The sequence below is a fragment of the Variovorax sp. GW823-FHT04B03 genome (assembly GCF_058796495.1).
Genome location: NZ_JBXAIT010000001.1, coordinates 114,319 through 135,171, shown reverse-complemented (window position 1 = coordinate 135,171; position 20,853 = coordinate 114,319). Strand labels below are relative to the sequence as shown.

Annotated in this window: 22 protein-coding genes; 18 read left to right on the top strand and 4 right to left on the bottom strand. The window is 69.5% G+C overall.

Going from position 1 to position 20,853, the window contains the following annotated elements:
* Positions 1-38: 38 nt before the first annotated feature.
* Positions 39-1,430, bottom strand: coding sequence for a DNA repair protein RadA (gene radA, locus AC1RAD_RS00585; RefSeq protein ID WP_070063503.1), 1,392 nt, complete (start codon positions 1,428-1,430; stop codon positions 39-41).
* Positions 1,431-1,453: 23 nt separating this feature from the next.
* Positions 1,454-2,353, bottom strand: coding sequence for a LysR family transcriptional regulator (locus AC1RAD_RS00580; protein WP_492734534.1), 900 nt, complete (start codon positions 2,351-2,353; stop codon positions 1,454-1,456).
* A 101-nt stretch (positions 2,354-2,454) separates the two neighbouring features.
* Between AC1RAD_RS00580 and AC1RAD_RS00575 the strand changes: the two genes are divergently transcribed.
* The 18 genes from AC1RAD_RS00575 to AC1RAD_RS00490 all read left to right on the top strand — a co-directional run bounded on the left by AC1RAD_RS00575 (position 2,455) and on the right by AC1RAD_RS00490 (position 18,914).
* The gene (locus tag AC1RAD_RS00575) at positions 2,455-4,155 is read left to right on the top strand and encodes an FAD-dependent oxidoreductase (RefSeq protein WP_492733356.1); all 1,701 of its coding nucleotides are present in this window, start codon (positions 2,455-2,457) and stop codon (positions 4,153-4,155) included.
* Positions 4,152-5,156, top strand: coding sequence for a tripartite tricarboxylate transporter substrate binding protein (locus AC1RAD_RS00570; RefSeq protein WP_492733354.1), 1,005 nt, complete (start codon positions 4,152-4,154; stop codon positions 5,154-5,156). The genes AC1RAD_RS00575 and AC1RAD_RS00570 overlap by 4 nt, the downstream gene beginning before the upstream one ends.
* Before the next feature lie 87 nt (positions 5,157-5,243).
* Positions 5,244-5,681, top strand: a complete 438-nt coding sequence (gene hpaR / locus AC1RAD_RS00565) for a homoprotocatechuate degradation operon regulator HpaR (RefSeq protein WP_056583837.1) — start codon at positions 5,244-5,246, stop codon at positions 5,679-5,681.
* Positions 5,678-6,310, top strand: coding sequence for a fumarylacetoacetate hydrolase family protein (locus AC1RAD_RS00560; RefSeq protein ID WP_492733352.1), 633 nt, complete (start codon positions 5,678-5,680; stop codon positions 6,308-6,310). The genes hpaR and AC1RAD_RS00560 overlap by 4 nt, the downstream gene beginning before the upstream one ends.
* The gene (locus AC1RAD_RS00555) at positions 6,307-7,077 is read left to right on the top strand and encodes a fumarylacetoacetate hydrolase family protein (protein ID WP_070063508.1); all 771 of its coding nucleotides are present in this window, start codon (positions 6,307-6,309) and stop codon (positions 7,075-7,077) included. The genes AC1RAD_RS00560 and AC1RAD_RS00555 overlap by 4 nt, the downstream gene beginning before the upstream one ends.
* Before the next feature lie 35 nt (positions 7,078-7,112).
* Positions 7,113-8,114 (top strand): Bug family tripartite tricarboxylate transporter substrate binding protein, encoded by a 1,002-nt coding sequence (locus tag AC1RAD_RS00550; RefSeq protein ID WP_492733350.1) that lies wholly within the window; start codon positions 7,113-7,115, stop codon positions 8,112-8,114.
* Positions 8,115-8,151: 37 nt separating this feature from the next.
* A complete protein-coding gene (hpaE, locus tag AC1RAD_RS00545; protein WP_492733349.1) occupies positions 8,152-9,618 on the top strand; it encodes a 5-carboxymethyl-2-hydroxymuconate semialdehyde dehydrogenase in 1,467 nt (488 codons plus the stop codon).
* A 2-nt stretch (positions 9,619-9,620) separates the two neighbouring features.
* Positions 9,621-10,589, top strand: a complete 969-nt coding sequence (locus AC1RAD_RS00540; protein WP_492734533.1) for a tripartite tricarboxylate transporter substrate binding protein — start codon at positions 9,621-9,623, stop codon at positions 10,587-10,589.
* A gap of 2 nt (positions 10,590-10,591) precedes the next feature.
* Complete coding sequence (locus tag AC1RAD_RS00535; RefSeq protein ID WP_070063511.1) at positions 10,592-10,927, top strand: aromatic ring-opening dioxygenase subunit LigA; 336 nt, start codon at positions 10,592-10,594, stop codon at positions 10,925-10,927.
* Positions 10,924-11,751: a DODA-type extradiol aromatic ring-opening family dioxygenase gene (locus AC1RAD_RS00530; protein WP_062476853.1), complete on the top strand. Its 828-nt coding sequence runs from the start codon at positions 10,924-10,926 to the stop codon at positions 11,749-11,751. Before AC1RAD_RS00535 ends, AC1RAD_RS00530 begins: the two co-directional genes overlap by 4 nt.
* A 13-nt stretch (positions 11,752-11,764) precedes the next feature.
* Positions 11,765-12,172 (top strand): 5-carboxymethyl-2-hydroxymuconate Delta-isomerase, encoded by a 408-nt coding sequence (locus AC1RAD_RS00525; protein WP_492733347.1) that lies wholly within the window; start codon positions 11,765-11,767, stop codon positions 12,170-12,172.
* Between the two features lie 17 nt (positions 12,173-12,189).
* On the top strand, positions 12,190-12,993 hold the full coding sequence (hpaH, locus tag AC1RAD_RS00520; RefSeq protein WP_062476860.1) for a 2-oxo-hept-4-ene-1,7-dioate hydratase: 804 nt from the start codon (positions 12,190-12,192) through the stop codon (positions 12,991-12,993).
* An 11-nt stretch (positions 12,994-13,004) separates the two neighbouring features.
* Positions 13,005-13,826 (top strand): 4-hydroxy-2-oxoheptanedioate aldolase, encoded by an 822-nt coding sequence (gene hpaI / locus AC1RAD_RS00515; protein WP_492733346.1) that lies wholly within the window; start codon positions 13,005-13,007, stop codon positions 13,824-13,826.
* A gap of 21 nt (positions 13,827-13,847) precedes the next feature.
* Positions 13,848-14,315, top strand: coding sequence for a nuclear transport factor 2 family protein (locus AC1RAD_RS00510; protein WP_492733344.1), 468 nt, complete (start codon positions 13,848-13,850; stop codon positions 14,313-14,315).
* 37 nt (positions 14,316-14,352) lie between these two features.
* Positions 14,353-16,086: a dihydroxy-acid dehydratase gene (ilvD, locus tag AC1RAD_RS00505; protein ID WP_062476869.1), complete on the top strand. Its 1,734-nt coding sequence runs from the start codon at positions 14,353-14,355 to the stop codon at positions 16,084-16,086.
* 37 nt (positions 16,087-16,123) lie between these two features.
* On the top strand, positions 16,124-17,116 hold the full coding sequence (locus AC1RAD_RS00500; RefSeq protein WP_390347331.1) for a Bug family tripartite tricarboxylate transporter substrate binding protein: 993 nt from the start codon (positions 16,124-16,126) through the stop codon (positions 17,114-17,116).
* An 18-nt stretch (positions 17,117-17,134) separates the two neighbouring features.
* The gene (locus tag AC1RAD_RS00495) at positions 17,135-17,923 is read left to right on the top strand and encodes a class II aldolase/adducin family protein (RefSeq protein ID WP_070063516.1); all 789 of its coding nucleotides are present in this window, start codon (positions 17,135-17,137) and stop codon (positions 17,921-17,923) included.
* Between the two features lie 13 nt (positions 17,924-17,936).
* Positions 17,937-18,914: a 2-dehydropantoate 2-reductase gene (locus AC1RAD_RS00490; protein WP_095949818.1), complete on the top strand. Its 978-nt coding sequence runs from the start codon at positions 17,937-17,939 to the stop codon at positions 18,912-18,914.
* Between the two features lie 15 nt (positions 18,915-18,929).
* On the opposite strand, the gene AC1RAD_RS00485 is transcribed toward AC1RAD_RS00490, so the two are convergent.
* Complete coding sequence (locus tag AC1RAD_RS00485) at positions 18,930-19,724, bottom strand: hypothetical protein (RefSeq protein WP_492733342.1); 795 nt, start codon at positions 19,722-19,724, stop codon at positions 18,930-18,932.
* 329 nt (positions 19,725-20,053) lie between these two features.
* Positions 20,054-20,767, bottom strand: a complete 714-nt coding sequence (locus tag AC1RAD_RS00480) for a YebC/PmpR family DNA-binding transcriptional regulator (protein ID WP_095949820.1) — start codon at positions 20,765-20,767, stop codon at positions 20,054-20,056.
* Positions 20,768-20,853: the final 86 nt, after the last annotated feature.

Here is a 20,853-nt window from a genome sequence, read left to right as displayed (position 1 = left end):
GGGGTCTCCTGGTGGGGGTGTTGTCGTGCGGGTGCGCGTCAGTCGAGCCGTCGCACCACGTCCATCGCTTCTTCGATGCGGTCGACCGGGTGGATGGTCAGGCCCTCGATCTCCTTCGTGCCCTTGCGCGGCGCGTTGGCCTTGGGCACCACGGCCACGCTGAAGCCCAGCTTGGCGGCTTCGCGCAGGCGCTCCTGGCCGCGCGGCGCGGGCCGCACCTCGCCGGCCAGGCCCACTTCGCCAAAGGCGATGAAGCCCTTGGGCAGCGGCTTGCCGCGCAGACTCGAGGTGATGGCCAGCATCACGGCCAGGTCGGCCGCGGGTTCGCTGATGCGCACGCCGCCCACCGCGTTGACGAACACGTCCTGGTCCATGCAGGCCACGCCCGCGTGGCGGTGCAGCACGGCCAGCAGCATCGCGAGGCGGTCGCGGTCCAGGCCCACCGACAGCCGGCGCGGGCTCGGCCCGCCGTTGTCGACCAGCGCCTGGATTTCGACCAGCATCGGCCGCGTGCCTTCGAGCGTGACCAGCACCACGCTGCCGGGCACCGGCTCGGCATGCTGGCTCAGGAAGATCGCGCTCGGGTTGGTCACGCCCTTCAGGCCGCGCTCGGTCATGGCGAACACGCCGATCTCGTTCACCGCGCCGAAGCGGTTCTTGATCGCGCGCACGAGGCGAAAACTCGAGTGCGTGTCGCCTTCGAAGTACAGCACCGTGTCGACCATGTGCTCGAGCACGCGCGGGCCGGCCAGCGCACCTTCTTTCGTGACGTGGCCCACCAGCACCACGGCCGTGCCGCTGGTCTTGGCGAAGCGCGTGAGGTGCGCCGCGCATTCGCGCACCTGCGCCACCGAGCCGGGCGCGGAGGTGAGCTGGTCGGAGTACACGGTCTGGATGGAGTCGATCACCGCGATGGCCGGGCGCGTGGCGTCGAGCGTGGCGATGATTTTTTCCAGCTGGATCTCGGCCAGCACCTGCACCTGCGAGTGGTCGAGCCCGAGCCGCTTGGAGCGCAGCGCCACCTGCGAGCCGCTTTCCTCGCCGGTGACGTACAGCGCGTTCTGCCCCGCGCGCTGCAGCGCATCGACCGCCTGCAGCAGCAGCGTCGACTTGCCGATGCCCGGGTCGCCGCCGATCAGCGTGACGCCGCCCGACACGATGCCGCCGCCGAGCACGCGGTCGAGCTCGTCGAGCCCGGTGGGCGTGCGCGCGACATCGGTGGCTTCGATTTCCGAGAGCGTGGCGAGTTCGGAGGCGCCCGCGAGCGACGCGAACTGCGTGCCGAAGCGGTTGTTGGCCGGTCCGTTGGCCGCGCCGGCGACCTGTTCGATGAGTGTGTTCCATGCACCGCAGCTCGGGCATTTGCCGAGCCACTTGGGGCTGGTGCCGCCGCATTCGCTGCAGACGAAAGTTGTTTTGTCCTTGGCCATGCAGCGAGTTTAGGGGGCGCGGTTCAGGCGATGGCGAATTCGCGCACCAGCAGGTCCGCGAACGCCGCCGCGGCCGGCGAGAGCGATCGGCCCTGCCGCGTCACGACCGCGATGTTGCGCGCCACCGTCGGGCGCATGAGCCGCCGCGCGACCAGCCGCGTGTGGTCGGCATGCGCGAGGATCGACGCCGGCAGCAGCGCCGGGCCGAGCCCGCTGGCCGCCATCGCGAGCGCCGTGGTCAACAGCGTCACCTCGTAGGCGATGTCCAGCCGCACGCCGGCGGTTGCCGCGGCAATGTCGATGCTGCTGCGCACGCCGTACCCCGGCTTGACCGTGATCAGCGGATGGCCCGCGATCTGCCGCCAGGTGATGCGGTCGGTGCCGGGCAGGCGCAGGTCGCGGTCGGCAATCACCGCGAGGTGGTCGTGCACGAACACGCGCTGGTCCAGCCCCGGCGTGCGCGCCTGCAACGTGCCCACGCCGAAGTCGACCTGCTCGCCGAGCACCTTCTCCACGAACTGCCCGGGCGCGCAGTCTTCGATGGCGACCTTCACGTCGGGATGCAGGTCGAGGTAGCGGCGCAAGGCCTTGGGCATCAGCGTCTGCGCGATGGTGGACGTGGCCGCGATGCGCACGCGCCCGCGCCGGCCCGCCGCCAGCTCGGCCATGCCGGTGCCCAGCGCATCGAGTTCGGCCAGCACGCGCTCGGCATAGGCGATGGCCTCGTTCGCGGCCTCGGTGCGTTGCAGCGAACGCGTGGTGCGGTCGAACAGGCGCACGCCGAGCCGCGCTTCGAGCTCGCGCAGCAGCACGCTGACGGCCGGCTGCGTCAGCGACAACGCAGCCGCCGCACTCGACAGCTGGCCGCTGTGGTACACGGCCGCGAACGCGCGCAGCTGCCGCACAGAGGGCACACCGCGCATTGATAGTGGTTTTTTATGAATGGCCATGAAAGTTTCACTTTTTCCGCGAGCCGGTTCGGCACTGTAATGGCGCCTCACAAGAATCTGGAGACAAGCGAGCCATGACCGAGCAACTGCAAGCCCAGGTGCTGATCGCCGGCGCCGGCCCCGTGGGGCTGACGCTGGCCATCGACCTGGCGCAACGCGGCATCGACGTGCTGATGACCGAGATCCGCCACCGCGGCGAGCCGCCCAACGTGAAGTGCAACCACGTGGCGGCGCGCTCGATGGAGGTGTTCCGCCGCCTGGGCGTGGCGCAGGCGCTGCGCGACGCGGGCCTGCCGGCCGACTACCCGAACGACGTGGCCTACCGCACGGCCGTGACGGGCATGGAGCTGTCGCGCATTCCGATCCCCGCGCGCCGCGAGCGCTACACCGCCACCGGCGGCCCCGACACCTGGTGGCCCACGGCCGAGCCGCCGCACCGCATCAACCAGATCTTCCTGGAGCCGGTGCTGTTCGCGCATGCCGAGGGCACGCCCGGCCTGCGCATCCGCAACCGCACGCGCATCGACGACTTCGAGCAGGACGACGAGGGCGTGTGGGCCACGGGCGTGGACCTGGACGACGGCCGCGCGGTGCGCATCCGCTGCCAGTACCTCGTCGGTTGCGACGGCAGCCGCTCGACGGTGCGCAAGAAGATCGGCGCCAGCCTGCACGGCACCGACGTGGTGGGCCGCGTGCAGTCGACGTACTTTCGTGCGCCCGCGCTGCTGGGCCTGCTGAAACACCCGCCGGCCTGGGCCACCTTCGCGCTGAACCCGCGGCGCTGCGGCAACGTGTACGCCATCGACGGGCGCGAGACCTGGCTGCTGCACAACTACCTGCTGCCCGAGGAGACCGACTTCGACTCGATCGACCGCGACTGGGCGATCCGCCAGATCCTGGGTGTGGGCGAGGACTTCGAGTACGAGGTGATCTCCAACGAAGACTGGGTCGGCCGCCGGCTCGTGGCCGACCGCTTCCGCGACCGCCGCGTGTTCATCTGCGGCGACGCGGCGCACCTGTGGATTCCGATGGCGGGCTACGGCATGAACGCCGGCATCGCCGATGCCATGAACCTCTCGTGGCTGCTCGCGGGCCGGCTGCACGGCTGGCTGGCCGAGGGCGCGCTCGCGGCGCACGAGGCCGAGCGCCAGCCGATCACCGAGCAGGTGTCGCGGTTCGCGATGAACCACGCGCTCGCGCTCCAGCGCCAGCGCGAAGGCGTGCCCGACGACATCGAGGCGCTCGGGCCCGAAGGCGACGCACTGCGCGCCGCACGCGGCCAGGCGCTGTACGACCTGAACGTGCAGCAGTACTGCTGCGGCGGCCTCAACTTCGGCTACTTCTACGACGGCTCGCCGCTCATCGCCTACGACGGCGAGGCCGCGCCCGCCTACACGATGTACGAGTTCACGCCCTCGACGGTGCCGGGCTGCCGCACGCCGCACCTGTGGCTGGAGGACGGCCGCTCGCTGTACGACGCGATGGCTGTGCCCGGCGAGGGCTACACGCTGCTGCGCTTCGACCCCGCGATCGATGTCGCGCCGCTCGAAGCCGCCGCCGCGGCGCGCGGCCTGCCGCTGCGCACGCTGGACGTCCGCGCCTCGGCCGCCACCGCCGTGTACGACCGGCCGCTCGTCATCTCGCGCCCCGACCAGCACGTGGCCTGGCGCGGACATGCCGTGCCGGCCGACGCACTCGCGCTGGTCGACCTGCTGCGCGGCGCCACTGCAGTGGCCGCACCGACACCCGGAAAAGAAAGAGAGACAAGCCAATGAACCGTCGCCATGCCTTGCGCCATCTGGGCGCACTGTCCGCCGCCGCCTGCGCCGCAGGTCCCGCCCTTGTGCGGGCACAAGGCGAGAAGCCCATCACCATCGTCGTGCCCTACGCGCCCGGCGGCACGACCGACATGCTCGGCCGGCTCATCGCGCAGCAGCTGGGCTCCGCGCTGGGCCGCACCGTGATCGTCGACAACCGGCCGGGCGCCGGCACCGCCATCGGCGCCTCGCAGGTGGCACGCGCCGCGCCCGACGGCACGACGCTGCTGGTCGCGACCAGCACCACGCTCGCCATCAACCCGTGGCTCTACAAGAAGCTCTCGTACGACCCCACGAAAGACTTCGCGCCCGTCGGCCTCATCGGCGCAGTGCCGCTGATGGTGGTGGTGCACCCGTCGGTGCCGGCGACCACGCTGGCCGAGCTGGTTGCGCTCGCGAAGTCGCGGCCCGACGCGCTGAGCTACGGCTCCGCCGGCAACGGCAGCCCGCAGCACCTGGGCGCGGAGATGTTCAAGGTCGCGACCGCGGCGAACATGGTGCACGTGCCCTACAAGGGCAGCGCGCTCGCGCTGACCGACCTGCTCGGCGGCCAGCTGCAGCTCATGTTCACCGACATCGCACCGGCCCTGCAGCACGTGCGAAGCGGCAAGCTGCGCGCGCTGGCCGTGACCTCGCGCAAGCGCCAGCCGACCTTCCCCGCCGTGCCGACCGTGGCCGAATCGGGCGTGGCGGGCACCGCCGATTTCGAGGCGGTGGCGTGGCAGAGCGTGGTCGCGCCCGCGGGCACGCCCAAGGCCTTCATCGACCGCTGCAGCCAGGAGATCGCCCGCCTCGTCGCGCAGCCCGCGCTGCGCCAGAAGCTCGAGAACGAAGGCTTCGAGCCGGCCGCGCCGGGGGCGCACGGCGCGGGCGCGCCGGAACAGCTGGCCGCCTACATCCGCAGCGAAACCGAACGCTGGGGCCGGGTGATCCGGGCCTCGGGCACGACGATCGACTGAGCGCCAACAAGCCCGCAAGGGTTATCCCGCAGGCGTGTTTTCTCGGCATTCATTTAACATGTTAAATAATTCTGAGAGGCACAGCTTTTGAGCACCACCTTCACGCACCGCAATTTGCCGCGCCTGCTGCTGCAGGCCCGCGAAGCCGTGATGGCCCACACGCGGCCCAGCCTGCGCGAGCACGCGCTGTCCGACCAGCAATGGCGCGTGCTGCGCGTGCTCGGCGAGCACGGCGCGGTCGACACCGGCCGCGTCGCGCGCGAGGCCTTCATCCTCGGCCCCAGCCTCACGGGCGTGCTGGCGCGCATGGAGCGCGACAACCTCATCACCCGCGCCCGCGACCCGGCCGACCAGCGCCGCACCGTGGTCGAGGCCACGCCGCACGGCATGAAGCTCGTGAAGCGCCTGGGCACCAGCATCGAGGCGCACTACGACTGGATGGAACAGTCGCTGGGCAAGGCCAAGCTGACGCAGCTCTACGGCCTGCTGGACGAACTGATCGCGCTGGAGCAACCCGAACCATGACCACTTCCTTTCTCCCCACCGGCACCGTGTACGGCACGCTGCTGAACTTCCGCGCCGAGGCCGCGGCGCTCGCGCCGCAGATGACCGAGGCGCCCTACAAGGCACCGCCGAAGGCGCCCGTGCTCTACGTGAAGACGGCCAACACCTGGAGCCCGCACGGCAGCGCAATCACTGTGCCCGCCGCGGTGACCGACGTGGAAGTCGGTGCCAGCATCGGCATGGTGATCGGCGCCGAGGGCGACGTCGAAGGCTTCGTGCTGCTGAACGACCTGTCGATCCCGCATGCGAGCTTTTTCCGCCCGCCGGTGAAGTTCAAGTGCGTCGACGGCTTCCTGGGCATCGGCCCGGCGCTGCGCGACGCGCAGGAGGTGGCCGACCCGGTGCAGTTCCGCGTCGAGGTGCGCATCAACGGCGAACTGAAGCAATCGATCGACTTCTCGCAACTCGTGCGCCCCGCGCCGCAGCTGCTGGCCGACGTGGGCGAGTTCATGACGCTGGCGCATGGCGACGTGCTGATGCTCGGCTGCGACCTGGGGCGTCCGCTGGCCCGCGCGGGCGACCGCATCGACATTTCCGCGTCGGGGTTCGAGACCCTGAGCAACACGCTGGTGAAGGAAGCAACGGCATGAAGCACGCACGCGTCATCTTCGAAGGCCGCGAGCACACCGGCACCGCGCACGAATTCAACGGCCAGGCCGACGCCGCCGTGCGGCTGGCCGACGGCCGCGTCGTGCCGCAGGAGCAGCTCGTGTGGCTGCCGCCGCTCGCGCCCACGGCGCGCCCGCGCACCATCCTCGCGCTCGGCCTCAACTACGCCGACCATGCGAAAGAGCTGGAGTTCAAGGCGCCCGAGGAACCGCTGGTGTTCGTCAAGGGCCAGAGCACGCTCATCGGTCACCGCCAGCTCACGCACCGCCCGGCCGACGTGAAGTTCATGCACTACGAGTGCGAACTCGCCATCGTGGTCGGCAAGACCGCGAAGCACGTGAAGCGCGACGACGCCTACGACTTCATCGGCGGCTACACGGTGGCCAACGACTACGCGATCCGCGACTACCTCGAGAACTGGTACCGCCCCAACCTGCGCGTGAAGAACCGCGACACCTGCACGCCGCTGGGGCCGTGGTTCGTCGATGCGGCCGACGTGGCCGACCCGATGGCGCTCGCGCTGCGCACCACGGTGAACGGCACCGTCACGCAGCAGGGCAACACGCGCGACATGATCTTCGACGCGCCCTTCCTCATCGAGTACTTCAGCCGCTTCATGACGCTGTCGCCGGGAGACCTGATCCTCACCGGCACGCCCGACGGCGTGGTCGATTGCCAGCCGGGCGACGTGGTCGTGACCGAGATCGACGGCATCGGCGCGCTGGTCAACACCATCGCCGCACGCTGACCGCACCCCTTTCAGAAAAACGGAGACACACCGCCATGACGACCGCCAGAACCCGGACCTTCCGCCTTGCTGCCGCCTTCGTGGCGGCCAGCGCTGCCACGCTGCTGCTCGCACCGGCCGCCACCGCACAGACCGCCTCGGCCTACCCGACCAAGCCCGTGCGCTGGGTCGTGGGCTACCCGGCCGGCGGCGGCACCGACTACCTCGCGCGCACGGCCGGCGCGCAGCTCTCGCAGCAGCTCGCACAGCCCGTCACGGTCGACAACCGTCCCGGCGCGGGCGCGATCATCGCGTCGGAAAACGTGGCGCGTTCGCTGGGCGACGGCTACACCGTGTTCTCGGCCGACAACGGCGTGCTGGTCTACAACCCCGCGCTCTACAAGAAGCTGCCCTACGACGCCGAGAAAGACTTCGCGCTGCTCGGCATGATGGGCCGCTCGCCGCTGATCATCACGGCCGCGCCGGGCGCGGGCTTCAGCGACGCCAAGGCGCTCATCGCGGCGCTCAAGGCCTCGCCGGGCAAGTACAGCATCGCCACGCCGGGCACCGGCAGCCCGCACCACCTGGCCTACGAGCTGTTCCAGCGCGAAGCCGGCGTGTCGCTGCTGCACATTCCCTACAAGGGCGGCGCGCCCGCGCTGCAGGACCTCATGGGCAACCAGGTGCCGCTGATGATGCTCGACCTGCCCAGCGGCATCAGCGCCGTGAAGGCCGGCAAGGTCATCCCGCTGCTGGCCATGTCGTCCGAGCGCGTGCCGCAGCTGCCCCAGTTGCCGACGGCCAAGGAGCTCGGCTACGCCGTCGAGGCCTACACCTGGCAGGGGCTGGTGGCACCGGCCGCCACGCCCAAGGACATCCAGGCGCGCCTGGGCGCCGACCTGCTGAAAAGCATGAACGACACCGGCGTGAAGCAGAAGCTCTACGACGCCGGCTGGGAAGCCCGCCCCACGGACGCCGCCGAGATGGCCCGCTTCGTGGACACCGAACGCAAGAAGTGGCACGCGCTGATCAAGGCGCGCGACATCAAGCTCGACTGACGACACACCGCCGCAAGGCCGCAACACCTTCACGCCCATGCAACAGATCCATCACCTCATCGACGGCAAGCCAGTCCAAGGCGCCGACTACTTCGAAACCGTCAACCCCGCCACGCAGGAAGTGCTGGCCGAAGTCGCCTCGGGCGGCGAGGCCGAAGTGAACGCCGCCGTGGCCGCCGCCAAGGCCGCCTTCCCCAAGTGGGCCGGCCTGCCCGCGCCCGAGCGCGCCAAGCTCATCCGCAAGCTCGGCGACCTCATCGCCAAGCACGTGCCCGAGATCGCACAGACCGAGACCAACGACTGCGGCCAGGTGATCGCGCAGACCGGCAAGCAGCTCATTCCGCGCGCGGCCGACAACTTCTACTACTTCGCCGAGATGTGCACGCGCGTCGACGGCCACACCTACCCCACGCCCACGCACCTGAACTACACGCTGTTCCATCCGGTGGGCGTGTGCGCGCTCATCAGCCCGTGGAACGTGCCCTTCATGACCGCCACCTGGAAGGTCGCGCCCTGCCTGGCCTTCGGCAACACGGCCGTGCTGAAGATGAGCGAGCTCTCGCCGCTCACGGCCGCGCGCCTGGGCGAGCTGGCGCTCGAAGCCGGCATTCCGGCCGGCGTGCTGAACCTGGTGCACGGCTACGGCAAGGAAGCCGGCGAGCCGCTGGTGGCACACCCCGACGTGCGCGCCATTTCGTTCACCGGCTCCACCGCCACCGGCAACCGCATCGTGAAGAGCGCGGGCCTGAAGAAGTTCAGCATGGAACTGGGCGGCAAGAGCCCCTTCGTGGTCTTCGAAGACGCCGACCTCGACCGCGCGCTCGATGCGGCCGTGTTCATGATCTTCAGCAACAACGGCGAGCGTTGCACGGCCGGCTCGCGCATCCTGGTGCAGCAGTCGATCTACGCCGACTTCGCCGCCAAGTTCGCGGAGCGCGCGAAGCGCATCGTCGTGGGCGACCCGCTCGACGAGAAGACCATCGTCGGCCCGATGATCTCGCAGGCCCACCTGGCCAAGGTGCGCAGCTACATCGAGCTGGGCCCGAAGGAAGGCGCGACGCTGTTGTGCGGCGGCCTCGAGGCGCCGTCCAACCTGCCCGACCGCGTGAAGAAGGGCAACTACGTGATGCCCACCGTGTTCGCCGACGTCGACAACCGCATGAAGATCGCGCAGGACGAGATCTTCGGCCCGGTCGCCTGCCTGATCCCGTTCAAGGACGAGGCGCACGCCATCGAACTGGCCAACGACATCGCCTACGGCCTGAGCAGCTACGTGTGGACCGAGAACATCGGCAAGGCGCACCGCGTGGCCGCTGCGGTCGAAGCCGGCATGTGCTTCGTCAACAGCCAGAACGTGCGTGACCTGCGCCAGCCCTTCGGCGGCACCAAGGCCTCGGGCACGGGCCGCGAAGGCGGCACCTGGAGCTACGAAGTGTTCTGCGAGCCGAAGAACATCGCGGTGTCGATGGGCTCGCACCACATTCCGCACTGGGGCGTGGCGTGAGCATTCAACGCCGCATGCTGCTGCAGGGCGCGGCCGCAGTCGCGGCCCTGCCCGCACTGGCACGCGCGCAAACGGCGTGGCCCGCCAAGCCGGTGCGCATCGTCGTGCCCTTCACGCCCGGCGGCACCACCGACTTCGTCGCGCGCCTCGTCGGCCTCGAACTCGGCAAGGCGCTGGGCCAGCCGGTGATCGTCGAGAACAAGCCCGGCGCCGGCACGGTGATCGGCGTCGATGCGGTCGCCAAGTCGGCGCCCGACGGCTACAGCTTCGTGTGCGTGGCCAACAGCTTCACGGCCAACCAGACGCTCGTGCGCAAGCTGCCCTACGACACGCTCAAGGACCTGCGCCCGGTCGCGCTCATGGGCATGTCGGAGCACGTGCTCGCCACGCACCCGGGCAGCGGCCTGAAGACGCTGGCCGACCTGCGCAGCCAGGCCAAAGCCAAGCCCGGCACGCTGAGCTTCGCCTCCTTCGGCAACGGCACCTCGGCGCATCTGTCGGGCGAGATGCTCAAGCTGCAGATGGGCCTGGACATCGTGCACGTGCCCTACAAGGGCCAGGGCCCCGCGCTGGCCGACCTGCTCGGCGGCCAGGTGACCGTCATGTTCGGCAACTGGCCCGAGTTCCGCGGCCATGTGCAGGCCGGCAAGCTGGTGGCGCTGGGCATGGCGACCGCGCAGCGCTCGCAGTACGCGCCCGCGATACCCACACTGGCCGAACAGGGCGTGGCCATCGAGTCCAATTCGTGGAACGGCCTGCTGGCCCCGGCCGGCACGCCCGACGCCATCGTGCAACGCGTGAACGCCGAAGTGAACCGCGCCCTGGCATCGCCGGCCGTGACCGAGGCGTTCCACAAGGGCGGCATCGCGTCGCTTTCGGGCACGCCCGAGCGCTTTGCCGAGTTCATCCGCAGCGAGATCGCGAAGTACGGCGACGTGATCCGCAAGGCCAACATCCAGATCGAGGGCTGACCATGAGCCTCTATGCGATGCAGAAATTCCTGTTCGCGCTGAACCGCGACGCCGACGTGCAGCGCCGCTTCGGCGAAGGCGGCGACACGCGCGCCACGCTGCTGGCGGGCTACGACCTGAACGACGAAGAGCGCGAAGCGATCGGCACCGGCGACATCGGCAAGCTCTACGTGCTCGGGTGCAACGGCCAGCTGCTGATGCACTTCGCGCCCTTGCTCGGCGTCGCGTGGGCCGACTACTTGGAAGCCATGCGCGAAGGCGTGCGCAAGTACGGCCCCGTGCGCGCCGGCATCTACGCAATGACAACCGGAACCGACGAGAAAGTGGCAGGCGTATGAGTCTCGTATTCGCAGGCGTGTGCAGCCACGCCCCCGGCATCACCGGCCGCGCGCACCTGGCCGACCCGGCGGTGAAGGACGAGTTCCACGCGCAGTTCCATCGCTTCGGCGAGGCGATGCGCGCGACCAAGCCCGACGCGGTGATCGTCATCGCGGCCGAGCACTTCGCGAACTTCTTCATGAACAACATGCCGGCCTATGCGATCGGCATGGCCGACAGCTACGAGGGCCCGATCGAAGACCCGAAGTGGCTGGGCATCGAGAAGCACACCATCCCCGGCGATGCCGCGCTGTCGCAGCGCCTGATCCGCGAAGTGATGCAGACGGTGGACGTGGCCTACGCGGAAGAATGGAAGTTCGACCACGGCATCATGGTGCCGCTGAACTTCCTCACGCCGAACTTCGACACCAAGGTCATTCCCGTGAACATCAACTGCCAGGGCCCGCCGCTCACGCCGCTGCACCGCGCGTGGGCCTTCGGCGAAGCCTTGCGCCGCGCCTGCGACAAGGTGCCCGAGCGCATCGCGCTGGTGGGCACGGGCGGCATCTCGCACTGGCCGGCCACGCCCGACTCGGGCAAGGTCAATGCCGAGTGGGACGCCGAGTTCATGCGCCGCTGGTGCGCCAACGACCGCGAGGCGCTGCTGTCGCAGGCCGACTACGGCGACGAGGCCACCTACCGCGAAGCGGGCCAGGGCGGCTTCGAGATCCGCACCTTCCTGAGCGTGGCCGCGGCCGCGCGCGGCAAGGGCGAGATCTTCCACATGAAGGCCATCCCGATCTTCGCGGTGACCTGCACGGCCGCGACGATGTCGGTGGTTTGAACGGAGCACGACCATGCCGCACCTGGTGATCCTGTACACGCCCAACATCGAGGCCGAGACCGACGTGTCGGCGCTGTGCCGCACGCTGGCCGACACCATGCTCGAACAGCGCGACGAGGCCGGCAAGCCGGTGTTCCCCACCGGCGGCACGCGCGTGCTGGCCTACCCGGCCGCGCACTACGCGGTGGCCGACGGCCAGGCCGACTACGCCTTCGTGTACCTCAACCTGCGCATGGCCTCGGGCCGCTCCGAGGCGGTGAAGAAGAAAGCCGGCGACGAGCTGCTGGCCGCTGTGCGCGCGCATTTCGAACCCGTCTTCACGCAGCGCCACATCGGCATCACGCTGCAGATCGACGAAGCGCCGGGGCAGGTGTACGACGGCAAGCACAGCAACCTGCATCCCCTGTTCAACAAATCATAAAAAAGAAGCGAGCCCCCATGCTCTCCACCGCCACCATCGCCCAACTGGCCGCCGAACTGCACGAGAGCGAGAAGTCGCGCGTGCAGGTCGAGCATTTCTCCAAGCGCTTTCCCGAGATGACCATCGAGGACGGCTACGCCATCTCGCGCGAATGGGTGAAGCACAAGATCGCCGAAGGCCGTATCGTGAAGGGCCACAAGATCGGCCTCACCTCGCGCGCCATGCAGCAGGCCAGCCAGATCACCGAGCCCGACTACGGCACGCTGCTGGACGACATGTTCTTCGAGCAGGGCGGCGACATCCCGTTCACGCGCTTCATCGCGCCGCGCATCGAGGTCGAGCTGGCCTTCGTGCTCGGCAAGAAGCTGCAGGGGCCGAACGTGACCATCTTCGACGTGCTGGCCGCCACCGACTACGTGGTGCCCGCCATCGAGATCATCGACGCGCGCATCGAGCAGTTCGATCGCCACACCAAGGCCATGCGCAAGGTGTTCGACACCATCGCCGACAACGCGGCCAATGCGGGCATCGTGCTCGGCGGCCGGCCGGTGAAGCCCGACGCGGTCGACCTGCGCTGGGTGAGCGCGCTGCTCTACAAGAATGGCGTGATCGAGGAGTCGGGCGTGGCCGCGGCCGTGCTCAACCACCCGGCCACCGGCGTGGCCTGGCTCGCGAACAAGCTCGCGCCGTGGGACGAATGCCTCGAAGCCGGCGAGATCGTGCTGGGCGGTTCGTTCACGCGGCCCACCAACGCGGTGCCGGGCGACACCTTCCACGCCGACTACGGCCCGCTCGGCTCCATCGCCTTCCGTTTCGTCTGACGAGTTTTTTCATGCACACCCCACTCAACACCTTCAAGCAGGCCCTGCAGGCCGGCCAACCCCAGATCGGCCTGTGGGTCGGCCTGGGCGACGGCTACGTGGCCGAGCTGCTGGCCGGCACCGGCTACGACTGGCTGCTGGTCGACGGCGAGCACGCGCCCAACGACGTGCGCTCGGTGCTCGCGCAGCTGCAGGGCATCTCCAGCGCATGGTCGGCGCAGCCCGACGCGCAGCGCTCGCATCCCGTCGTGCGCATTCCCGTCGGCGACACCACGCTGATCAAGCAGTACCTGGACATCGGCGCGCAGACGCTGCTGGTGCCGATGGTCGACACCGCCGAGCAGGCCGCGAAGCTGGTTCAGGGCATGCGCTACCCGCCCGAAGGCATCCGCGGCATGGGCAGCGCATTGGCGCGTGCCTCGCGCTGGCAGGCCTACCCGAACTACCTGCACGAAGCCAACGCGCAGACCTGCCTGCTGGTGCAGGCCGAGACGGTCGAGGCGATGAAGAACCTCGACGCCATCGCGGCCACGCCGGGCGTGGACGGCGTGTTCATCGGCCCGGCCGACCTGTCGGCCTCGATGGGCTTCGTGGGCCAGCCCAACCACCCCGAGGTGCAGGCCACGATCGCCGACGCCATCGCGCGCATCCGCAAGGCCGGCAAGGCGGCCGGCATCCTGTCGACCACCGAGGAGCAGGCGCGCAAGTGGCTCGCGGCCGGCGCGCTGTTCGTGGCCGTGGGTGTCGACACCATCCTGCTCGCGGCCGCCGCCAAGCAACTGCTCGCGAAGTACAAGGCCGCGCCGGGCGCCACCGCGCCCAACGGCTACTGATCCACCGTCAAGGAAATTTCGATGCGACGCACCACCCTCGCGGCTTTCGCCGCTGCTGCCGCCCTGTTCCTGGGCGCCTGCGCCCAGACGGGCCCGGCCCCGGCCTCGCAGGCCCGGCAGGAAGCCAACCGCCAGACCGTGCTCGCCTTCTACGAAAAAGGCCTGAACCAGAAGGACGCCGACGCGGCGCTGCAGTACGTGGGCAACCGCTACGTGCAGCACAACCCGACGGCGGCCGACGGGCCCGAGGGCTTTCGCAAGTTCATCGCCTTCCTGCGCGAGAAGTTTCCGAACTCGAAGAGCGAGATCAAGCGCAGCTTCGTCGACGGCGACTACGTGATCCTGCATGTGAACGCGGTGCGCGAACCCGGCACGCGCGGCAGCGCCATCGTCGACATCTTCAAGCTCGAGAACGGCAAGATCGTCGAGCACTGGGACGTGGTGCAGCCCGTGCCCGAGACCGCCGCGAACAAGAACGGCATGTTCTGACGCCCCGCCCTTCCACGAGCCAGCCTTCGCCAGCCGCATGACCACGCCCACCGACCCCACGAAACGCTTCCGCTCCGCGACCATCCGCGAGGGCACGATCCGCGCGACCACGCGCAGCTTCCTGCACGCGCTGGGCCAGGACGACGAGGACATCGCGCGCCCGCACGTCGGCGTGTTCCACACGGGCGGCGAGATGAGCCCGTGCAACCTCAACCTGCGCGAGCAGGCGCAGCACGCCAAGACCGGCATCTACGCCGGCGGCGGCACGCCGCACGAATGCCCGGTGGTGTCGGTGAGCGACGGCCTGACGATGGCGCATTCGGGCATGCGCTTCTCGCTGATCTCGCGCGAGCTCATCGCCGACAGCGTGGAAGCGTCCACGCGCGGCCACCAGTGGGACGGCATCTTCGCCATCGGTGCCTGCGACAAGAACCTGCCGGGCCTGATGATGGGCATGGTCCGCTGCAACGTGCCCAGCGTGTTCGTGCACGGCGGCTCGGCGCTGCCGGGACAGATGCCGGGGCCGGACGGGCGCGACCTGAACGTGGTCGACACCTACGAGACCATCGGCAAGGTGCTGGCCGGCACGGCCACGCACGACGAGCTCGACGCCATGAGCCGCGCCTGCCTGCCCACGGCCGGCGCCTGCGCGGGGCAGTTCACGGCCAACACCATGGGCATGGTGTCGGAGGCGCTGGGCCTGGCGCCCATCGGTTCGAGCATGGTGCCCGCGGTGTTCAGCGAACGCGCGCCGCTGATGCGTCGCGCCGCGAAGCAGCTCATGAAGGCGGTGATGGGCGACGGCCCGCTGCCGCGCGACGTCGTGACGCGCAAGGCGCTCGAAAACGCCTGCGCCGTGGTCTCGGCCACGGGCGGCTCGACCAACGCGGCGTTGCACCTGCCGGCGATCGCGCACGAGGCCGGCATCAAGTTCCACCTGGACGACGTGGCCGAGATCTTCGCGCGCACGCCGCTCATTGCCGACTTGCGCCCCGGCGGCCAGTACCTGGCGCGCGACGTGTACTACATCGGCGGCGCGGGCGTCATCCTGCGCACGCTGCTGGAGCAGGGCTTCCTGCACGGCGACGCTCTCACCTTCACCGGCCGCACGCTGGCCGAGGAAGTGGCCGACGCCGCCGCGCCCGACGGCCGCGTGGTGCGCGCGGCGGGCAACCCGATCACGCGCGACGGCGGGCTGGCGGTGCTCAAGGGCAACCTCTGCCCCGACGGCGCGCTGCTCAAGACGGCGGGCCTGAAGACGCTGGTGCACCGCGGTCCGGCGCGCGTCTTCAACTCGGAAGAAGAAGCACAGGCGGCGGTGCAGAACCGCCGCTACGAAGCGGGCGACGTGATCGTCATCCGCAACGAAGGCCCCAAGGGCAGCCCCGGCATGCGCGAGATGCTGGGCATCACCGCGCTGCTGTACGGCCAGGGCATGGGCGACAAGGTGGCGCTGCTCACCGACGGGCGCTTTTCGGGCGCCACGCGCGGCCTGTGCATCGGCTACGCGGGGCCCGAGGCGGCCGACGGCGGGCCGATCGCGGTGCTGCGCGACGGCGACATGGTGGCCATCGATGCACGCGCCGCGGCGCGCAGCATCTCGGTCGAGCTGAGCGCCGAAGAAATCGCGTCGCGGCTGGCCGGACGTGAGGTAAACGCGGGGGCGGCGCACGGTGGTTTGTTGGAAAAATACGCGCTCACCGTGCGCCCTGCCCACCAGGGCGCCGTGACCCACTCGGGCGCGGTCACCTGGCTGCGCGACGAGTCGTGATCCTGTTGACTCCTCACCATCCCGAAAAGAGACAGACATGACCTTCACCCGCCGCCACATGCTGCAGTCCACCGGCGCCTCGGCGCTGCTCGCCAGCCTCGGCCAGCAGGCCTTTGCGCAGGCTGCCGCGCTCGAGAACGCCACCATCGTCACCGGCTTCGCGGCCGGCGGCACCTCGGACACCACCTGCCGGCGCATTGCGCTGAAGCTGAGCCCCGACTACGCCAAGACCGCCGTGGTCGAGAACCGCACCGGCGCGGGCGGCCAGATCGCCGTGAGCTACGTGAAGGGCCGCCCGGCCGACGGCACCACCATCCTGCAGACGCCCACGTCGATCCTCACGATCTACCCGCACATCTACAAGAAGCTGCCCTACGACCCGATGGTCGACCTCACGCCCGTGAGCCTGGCCTGCATCTTCGACTTCGGCTTCGCGGTCGGCCCGGCCGTGCCGGCCACGATCAAGACGGTGCCCGAGTTCCTCACCTGGGCCAAGGCCAACCCGGCCGGCGCCAACTACGGCTCGCCGGCCGCGGGCTCCACGCCGCACTTCATCGGCGCGCTGCTGGGCAAGCAAGGCGGCGTCGAGCTCAAGCACGCGGCCTATCGCGGCACGCAGCCGGCCATGCTCGACCTCTTGGGCGGCAACATCTCGGCGGTGTCGGGCCCCATCGGCGACATCACGCAGCACCTGCAATCGGGCAAGGTGCGCATCCTGGGCGTGTCGGGTGCCAAGCGCAGCCGCTTCGCGCCCGATGTGCCGACCTTCGGCGAGCAGGGCATCAAGAACATGGCGCACAGCGAATGGTTCGCCTTCTTCCTGCCGGCCAAGGCCTCGCCCGAGCTGGTGACGAAGCTCAACACGGCGATGAAGAACGCGCTCGCACAGAAGGACGTGATCGACGGCCTCGGCACCTTCGGCCTGGAAGCCATGTCTTCCACGCCGGCCGAGCTGGCCGATCTGCTGAAGAAGGACACCGCCAAGTGGGCGCCGATCGTGAAAGAGGTCGGCTTCACGGCTGAAGGTTGATCACATGAAGGAACTGCCATGAACACACTCGCCACCGCGCCGTCGGCGCTGGTCCATCCCTCGATCCATCCCGACGAGCGCGCCGCGCGCGAGGAGCTCGCGGCCTGCTACCGCGTGTTCGCGATGCTGGGCTGGACCGAGATGATCTACAACCACATCACGGTGCGGCTGCCCGACAGCGTGACGGGTGGCGAGAAGCAGTTCCTCATCAACCCCTTCGGCCTGCACTACAGCGAGGTGACGGCCAGCAACCTGGTGAAGATCGACCTGCAGGGCAAGGTGCTCGACGGCTCGACCTACCCGGTGAACCCGGCCGGCTTCGTGGTGCATGCGGCCATCCACGACGGCCTGCCCGGCGCGCACTGCGTGATGCACACGCACACCACGGCCGGCGTGGCCGTGGCCTGCCTGCAGGGCGGCCTGCAGCAGACCAATTTCTATACCGCCCAGCTGCACGGCATGGTGGCGTACCACGACTTCGAGGGCATCACGATCCATGCCGACGAAGGCCCGCGCCTGCTCAAGAGCATCGGCGATCGCAACGCGGTGATCCTGCGCAACCACGGCCTCTTGGCCTGGGGCCAGACGCTGCCGCAGACCTTCGCGATCCTGTGGACGCTGCAACGCGCCTGCGAGATCCAGATGGCGACCTTCTCGATGGGCGCCGCGATTCCGGTGAGCGAAGAGATCGCGCAGCGCTGCACGCGCGACGCGCTGCAGTTCAGCCCCGCGCACGGTGCCGGGCAGGACGTGTTCAATGCACTGGTGCGGCAGGTGGACCGCATCGACCCGAGCTACCGCAACTGAGGCGCCTGTTCCCATGAAGATTTGCATCTACGGCGCCGGCGCGATCGGCGGATGGATCGGTGTCGGCCTCGCGCAGGCAGGCCAGCGCCTGAACGTGGTGGCGCGTGGCGCCACGCTCGACGCACTGCAGAAGGACGGCCTCTCGCTGATGCGCGGCGACGTGCGCACGCGCGTGCCGGTGAACGCGGTGGCCGACCCCGAGGCACTCGGTGTTCAAGATCTGGTGGTGATCGCCGTGAAGGCGCCCGCGCTGGCCGGCGTGGCCGAACGCATCGGGCCGCTGATCGGGCCCGACACGATCGTGCTGGTGGCCATGAACGGCGTGCCGTGGTGGTTCCTCGAAGGCGGCTTCGGCGGCGAGATCACGGGGCACCGCCTCGCGGCCGTCGACCCCGAAGGCGCCATTGCGAAGGCCATTCCGTCGCGCAACGTGATCGGCTGCGTGGTGCACGCCAGCTGCTCGCTCGACGGACCGGGCGTGGTGCGGCACCACTTCGGCAACGGGCTGATCGTGGGCGAGCCTTCGGGCCAGGCCACGCCGCGCGTGCAGAAGCTGGTCGAGCTGCTCAAGAGCACGGGCATCGACACCACGCTGTCGCCGCAGATCCAGAAGGACGTGTGGTTCAAGCTGTGGGGCAACATGACGGTGAACCCGATCAGCGCGCTCACCGGCGCCACCACCGACCTCATCATGGGCGACGACTATGTGCGCGGCTTCATCTCGGCCGTGATGCTCGAGGCCAAGGAGATCGGCCGGCGCATCGGCATCGAGATCACGCAGAGCCCCGAAGACCGGCACGCGGTGACGATGAAGCTCGGCGCGTTCAAGACCTCGATGCTGCAGGACGTGGAGGCGGGCCGTTCCGTCGAGCTCGACGCGCTCGTCACCGTGGTGCGCGAGCTGGGCGAGCTGACGGGCGTGGCCACGCCGTTCACGGATGCGCTGCTGGGGCTGGCGCGGCTGCGGACGCGGCAGCTCGGGTTGTACTGAGCGGCCTGCCGCTGACTACCAGCGGTTTTCGGGCGCGGCGCCGATGGCCTCGACGCAACGGGCCACGATCTTCACGCGTTCCTCGCGCAGCCGCTGCCAGCCGTCGGCCTGCCACTGGGTCCAGGCCAGCGGCTCCGATTCGTAGCTGCAGCCGATCGGCGGGCGCATGAAGCCCGCGCGCCCCAGCGAGGCGCCGTACTTGAGCCGGAACAGTTCGTCCGAGCCCATCAGGTTTTCGTAGACGAGGTGCCACGCCCCCGGGACCAGCGGCGAGTCGGCCTCCTTCGGCGTCTGGCGCGCGGCCTCGATCTCTTCGGGCGTCGAGCCGTCGGTCAGCGCGGTGGCGAGCGCGGTCTCGGTGCGGCGGCGGTAGATGTCGGTGGCGATCTTGCTCAGGGCCTCCTGCAGGTCGCTCATCGCCGGGTTGACGCTCACCGGGTCGTCGCGCAGCGCTTCGAGCGTGGTGCCGCCGAGGCCGTCCTTCGAGAAGCCCTGCACGGCCGCGCCGGTGCCGAGCACGGCGAACGCGACGTTCAGCGCGACCTGGCCGGCCACGCGGCCCACCGTGTCTTCGCGGCGCACCACGCGCAGGTGGTCGGCGCCGCTCTGCTGGGGCATGCGCAGGTAGCGGACGCGGGTTTGGGGCGCCGCAGCGGCTGGGGTGGCTTCGGCGGGTGCCGAGGCTGCGGCCATGGGCGGTGCAGCCGCTTCGGTCTGGGCCTGCGCCGAGAAGCCGGCGATGGCCAGTGCCAGGCCGAGGGCATGCCGTGCGGTACGCGACGGCGTTCGTTTCTTCGTCGAATGGGTCATTGAACTGTTTTCCTCCGGCGCGGATTGTCTCCGGCGTGGCGGCTCGGTTCTATCGACGATGTTCAGGGCGCGTGCACAGGCCACCGGGTACTTCCCTCCGCGAATGTCCCCCGGCCTGCGGCCTCCTCCTTGATTTCGCTGCGGGAAGCACCCAGTGTCCTGCGCACGGGACGCGGCGGTGGTGTGCGGCCGATCAACGACTGCACGGCCCAACGCTCACGTCGATGGGGTGCCTTGCGCAGCGAAATCAAGGGGGAGCCCGAAGGGCGGAGGACATTCGCGGAGCAAGGCTCCCCGTCGGCGGGAGCGTCGCCCTGAATGTCAGGCGCTCAACCCGCCAACCCGACGTACACGTTCTGCACGTCGTCGTTCGCGTCGATGGCCGCTAGAAACGCCTCGACCTCTTCGAGGTCGGCAGCGCTCAGGCTCGCAGGATCAACGGGGTTCTTGGGCCGATAGCCCAGCTTGGCCGACAGCACGGTGAAGCCCTGGGCCGGCAGTGCGCGGCTCACGAGGTCGAGGTCGGCGGGCTCGGTCAGGAACAGGGTGGTGCCGTCTTCGGCGCCCGGCTCGAAGTCTTGCGCGCCGGCTTCGATGGCGGCCACTTCGGCGTCGGCGTCCTTGCTGGCGGGCTCGGCTTCGATCATGCCGAGGTGGTCGAAGTCCCACGAGACGGAGCCGGAGGTGCCGAGCTGGCCCTTGCGGAACAGCACGCGCATTTCAGGCGCAGTGCGGTTCACGTTGTCGGTCAGGCATTCGACCATCACGGCCACGCGGTGCGGGGCGAAGCCCTCGTACATGACGTGGTCGAAGTGCACCGCCTCGCCCGTGAGGCCGGCGCCCTTCTTGATGGCGCGGTCGAGCGTGTCCTTCGGCATCGAGACCTTGCGGGCCTGCTCGACGACCAGCCGCAGCCGCGCGTTCGAGGCCGGGTCGGCGCCGTTGCGCGCGGCGATCATGATTTCCTTGGCCAGCTTGCCGAACAACCGGCCCTTGGCATTCGCGGCCACGTCCTTGTGCTTGGCTTTCCATTGCGCGCCCATGTCTGCATTCCTTGGTGTTGTGGGGGGCGGCGAAACGCCGCAGCCCCCGAGGATGCCACGAGCCGGGGGCCGCGCCCAGCCGGCCC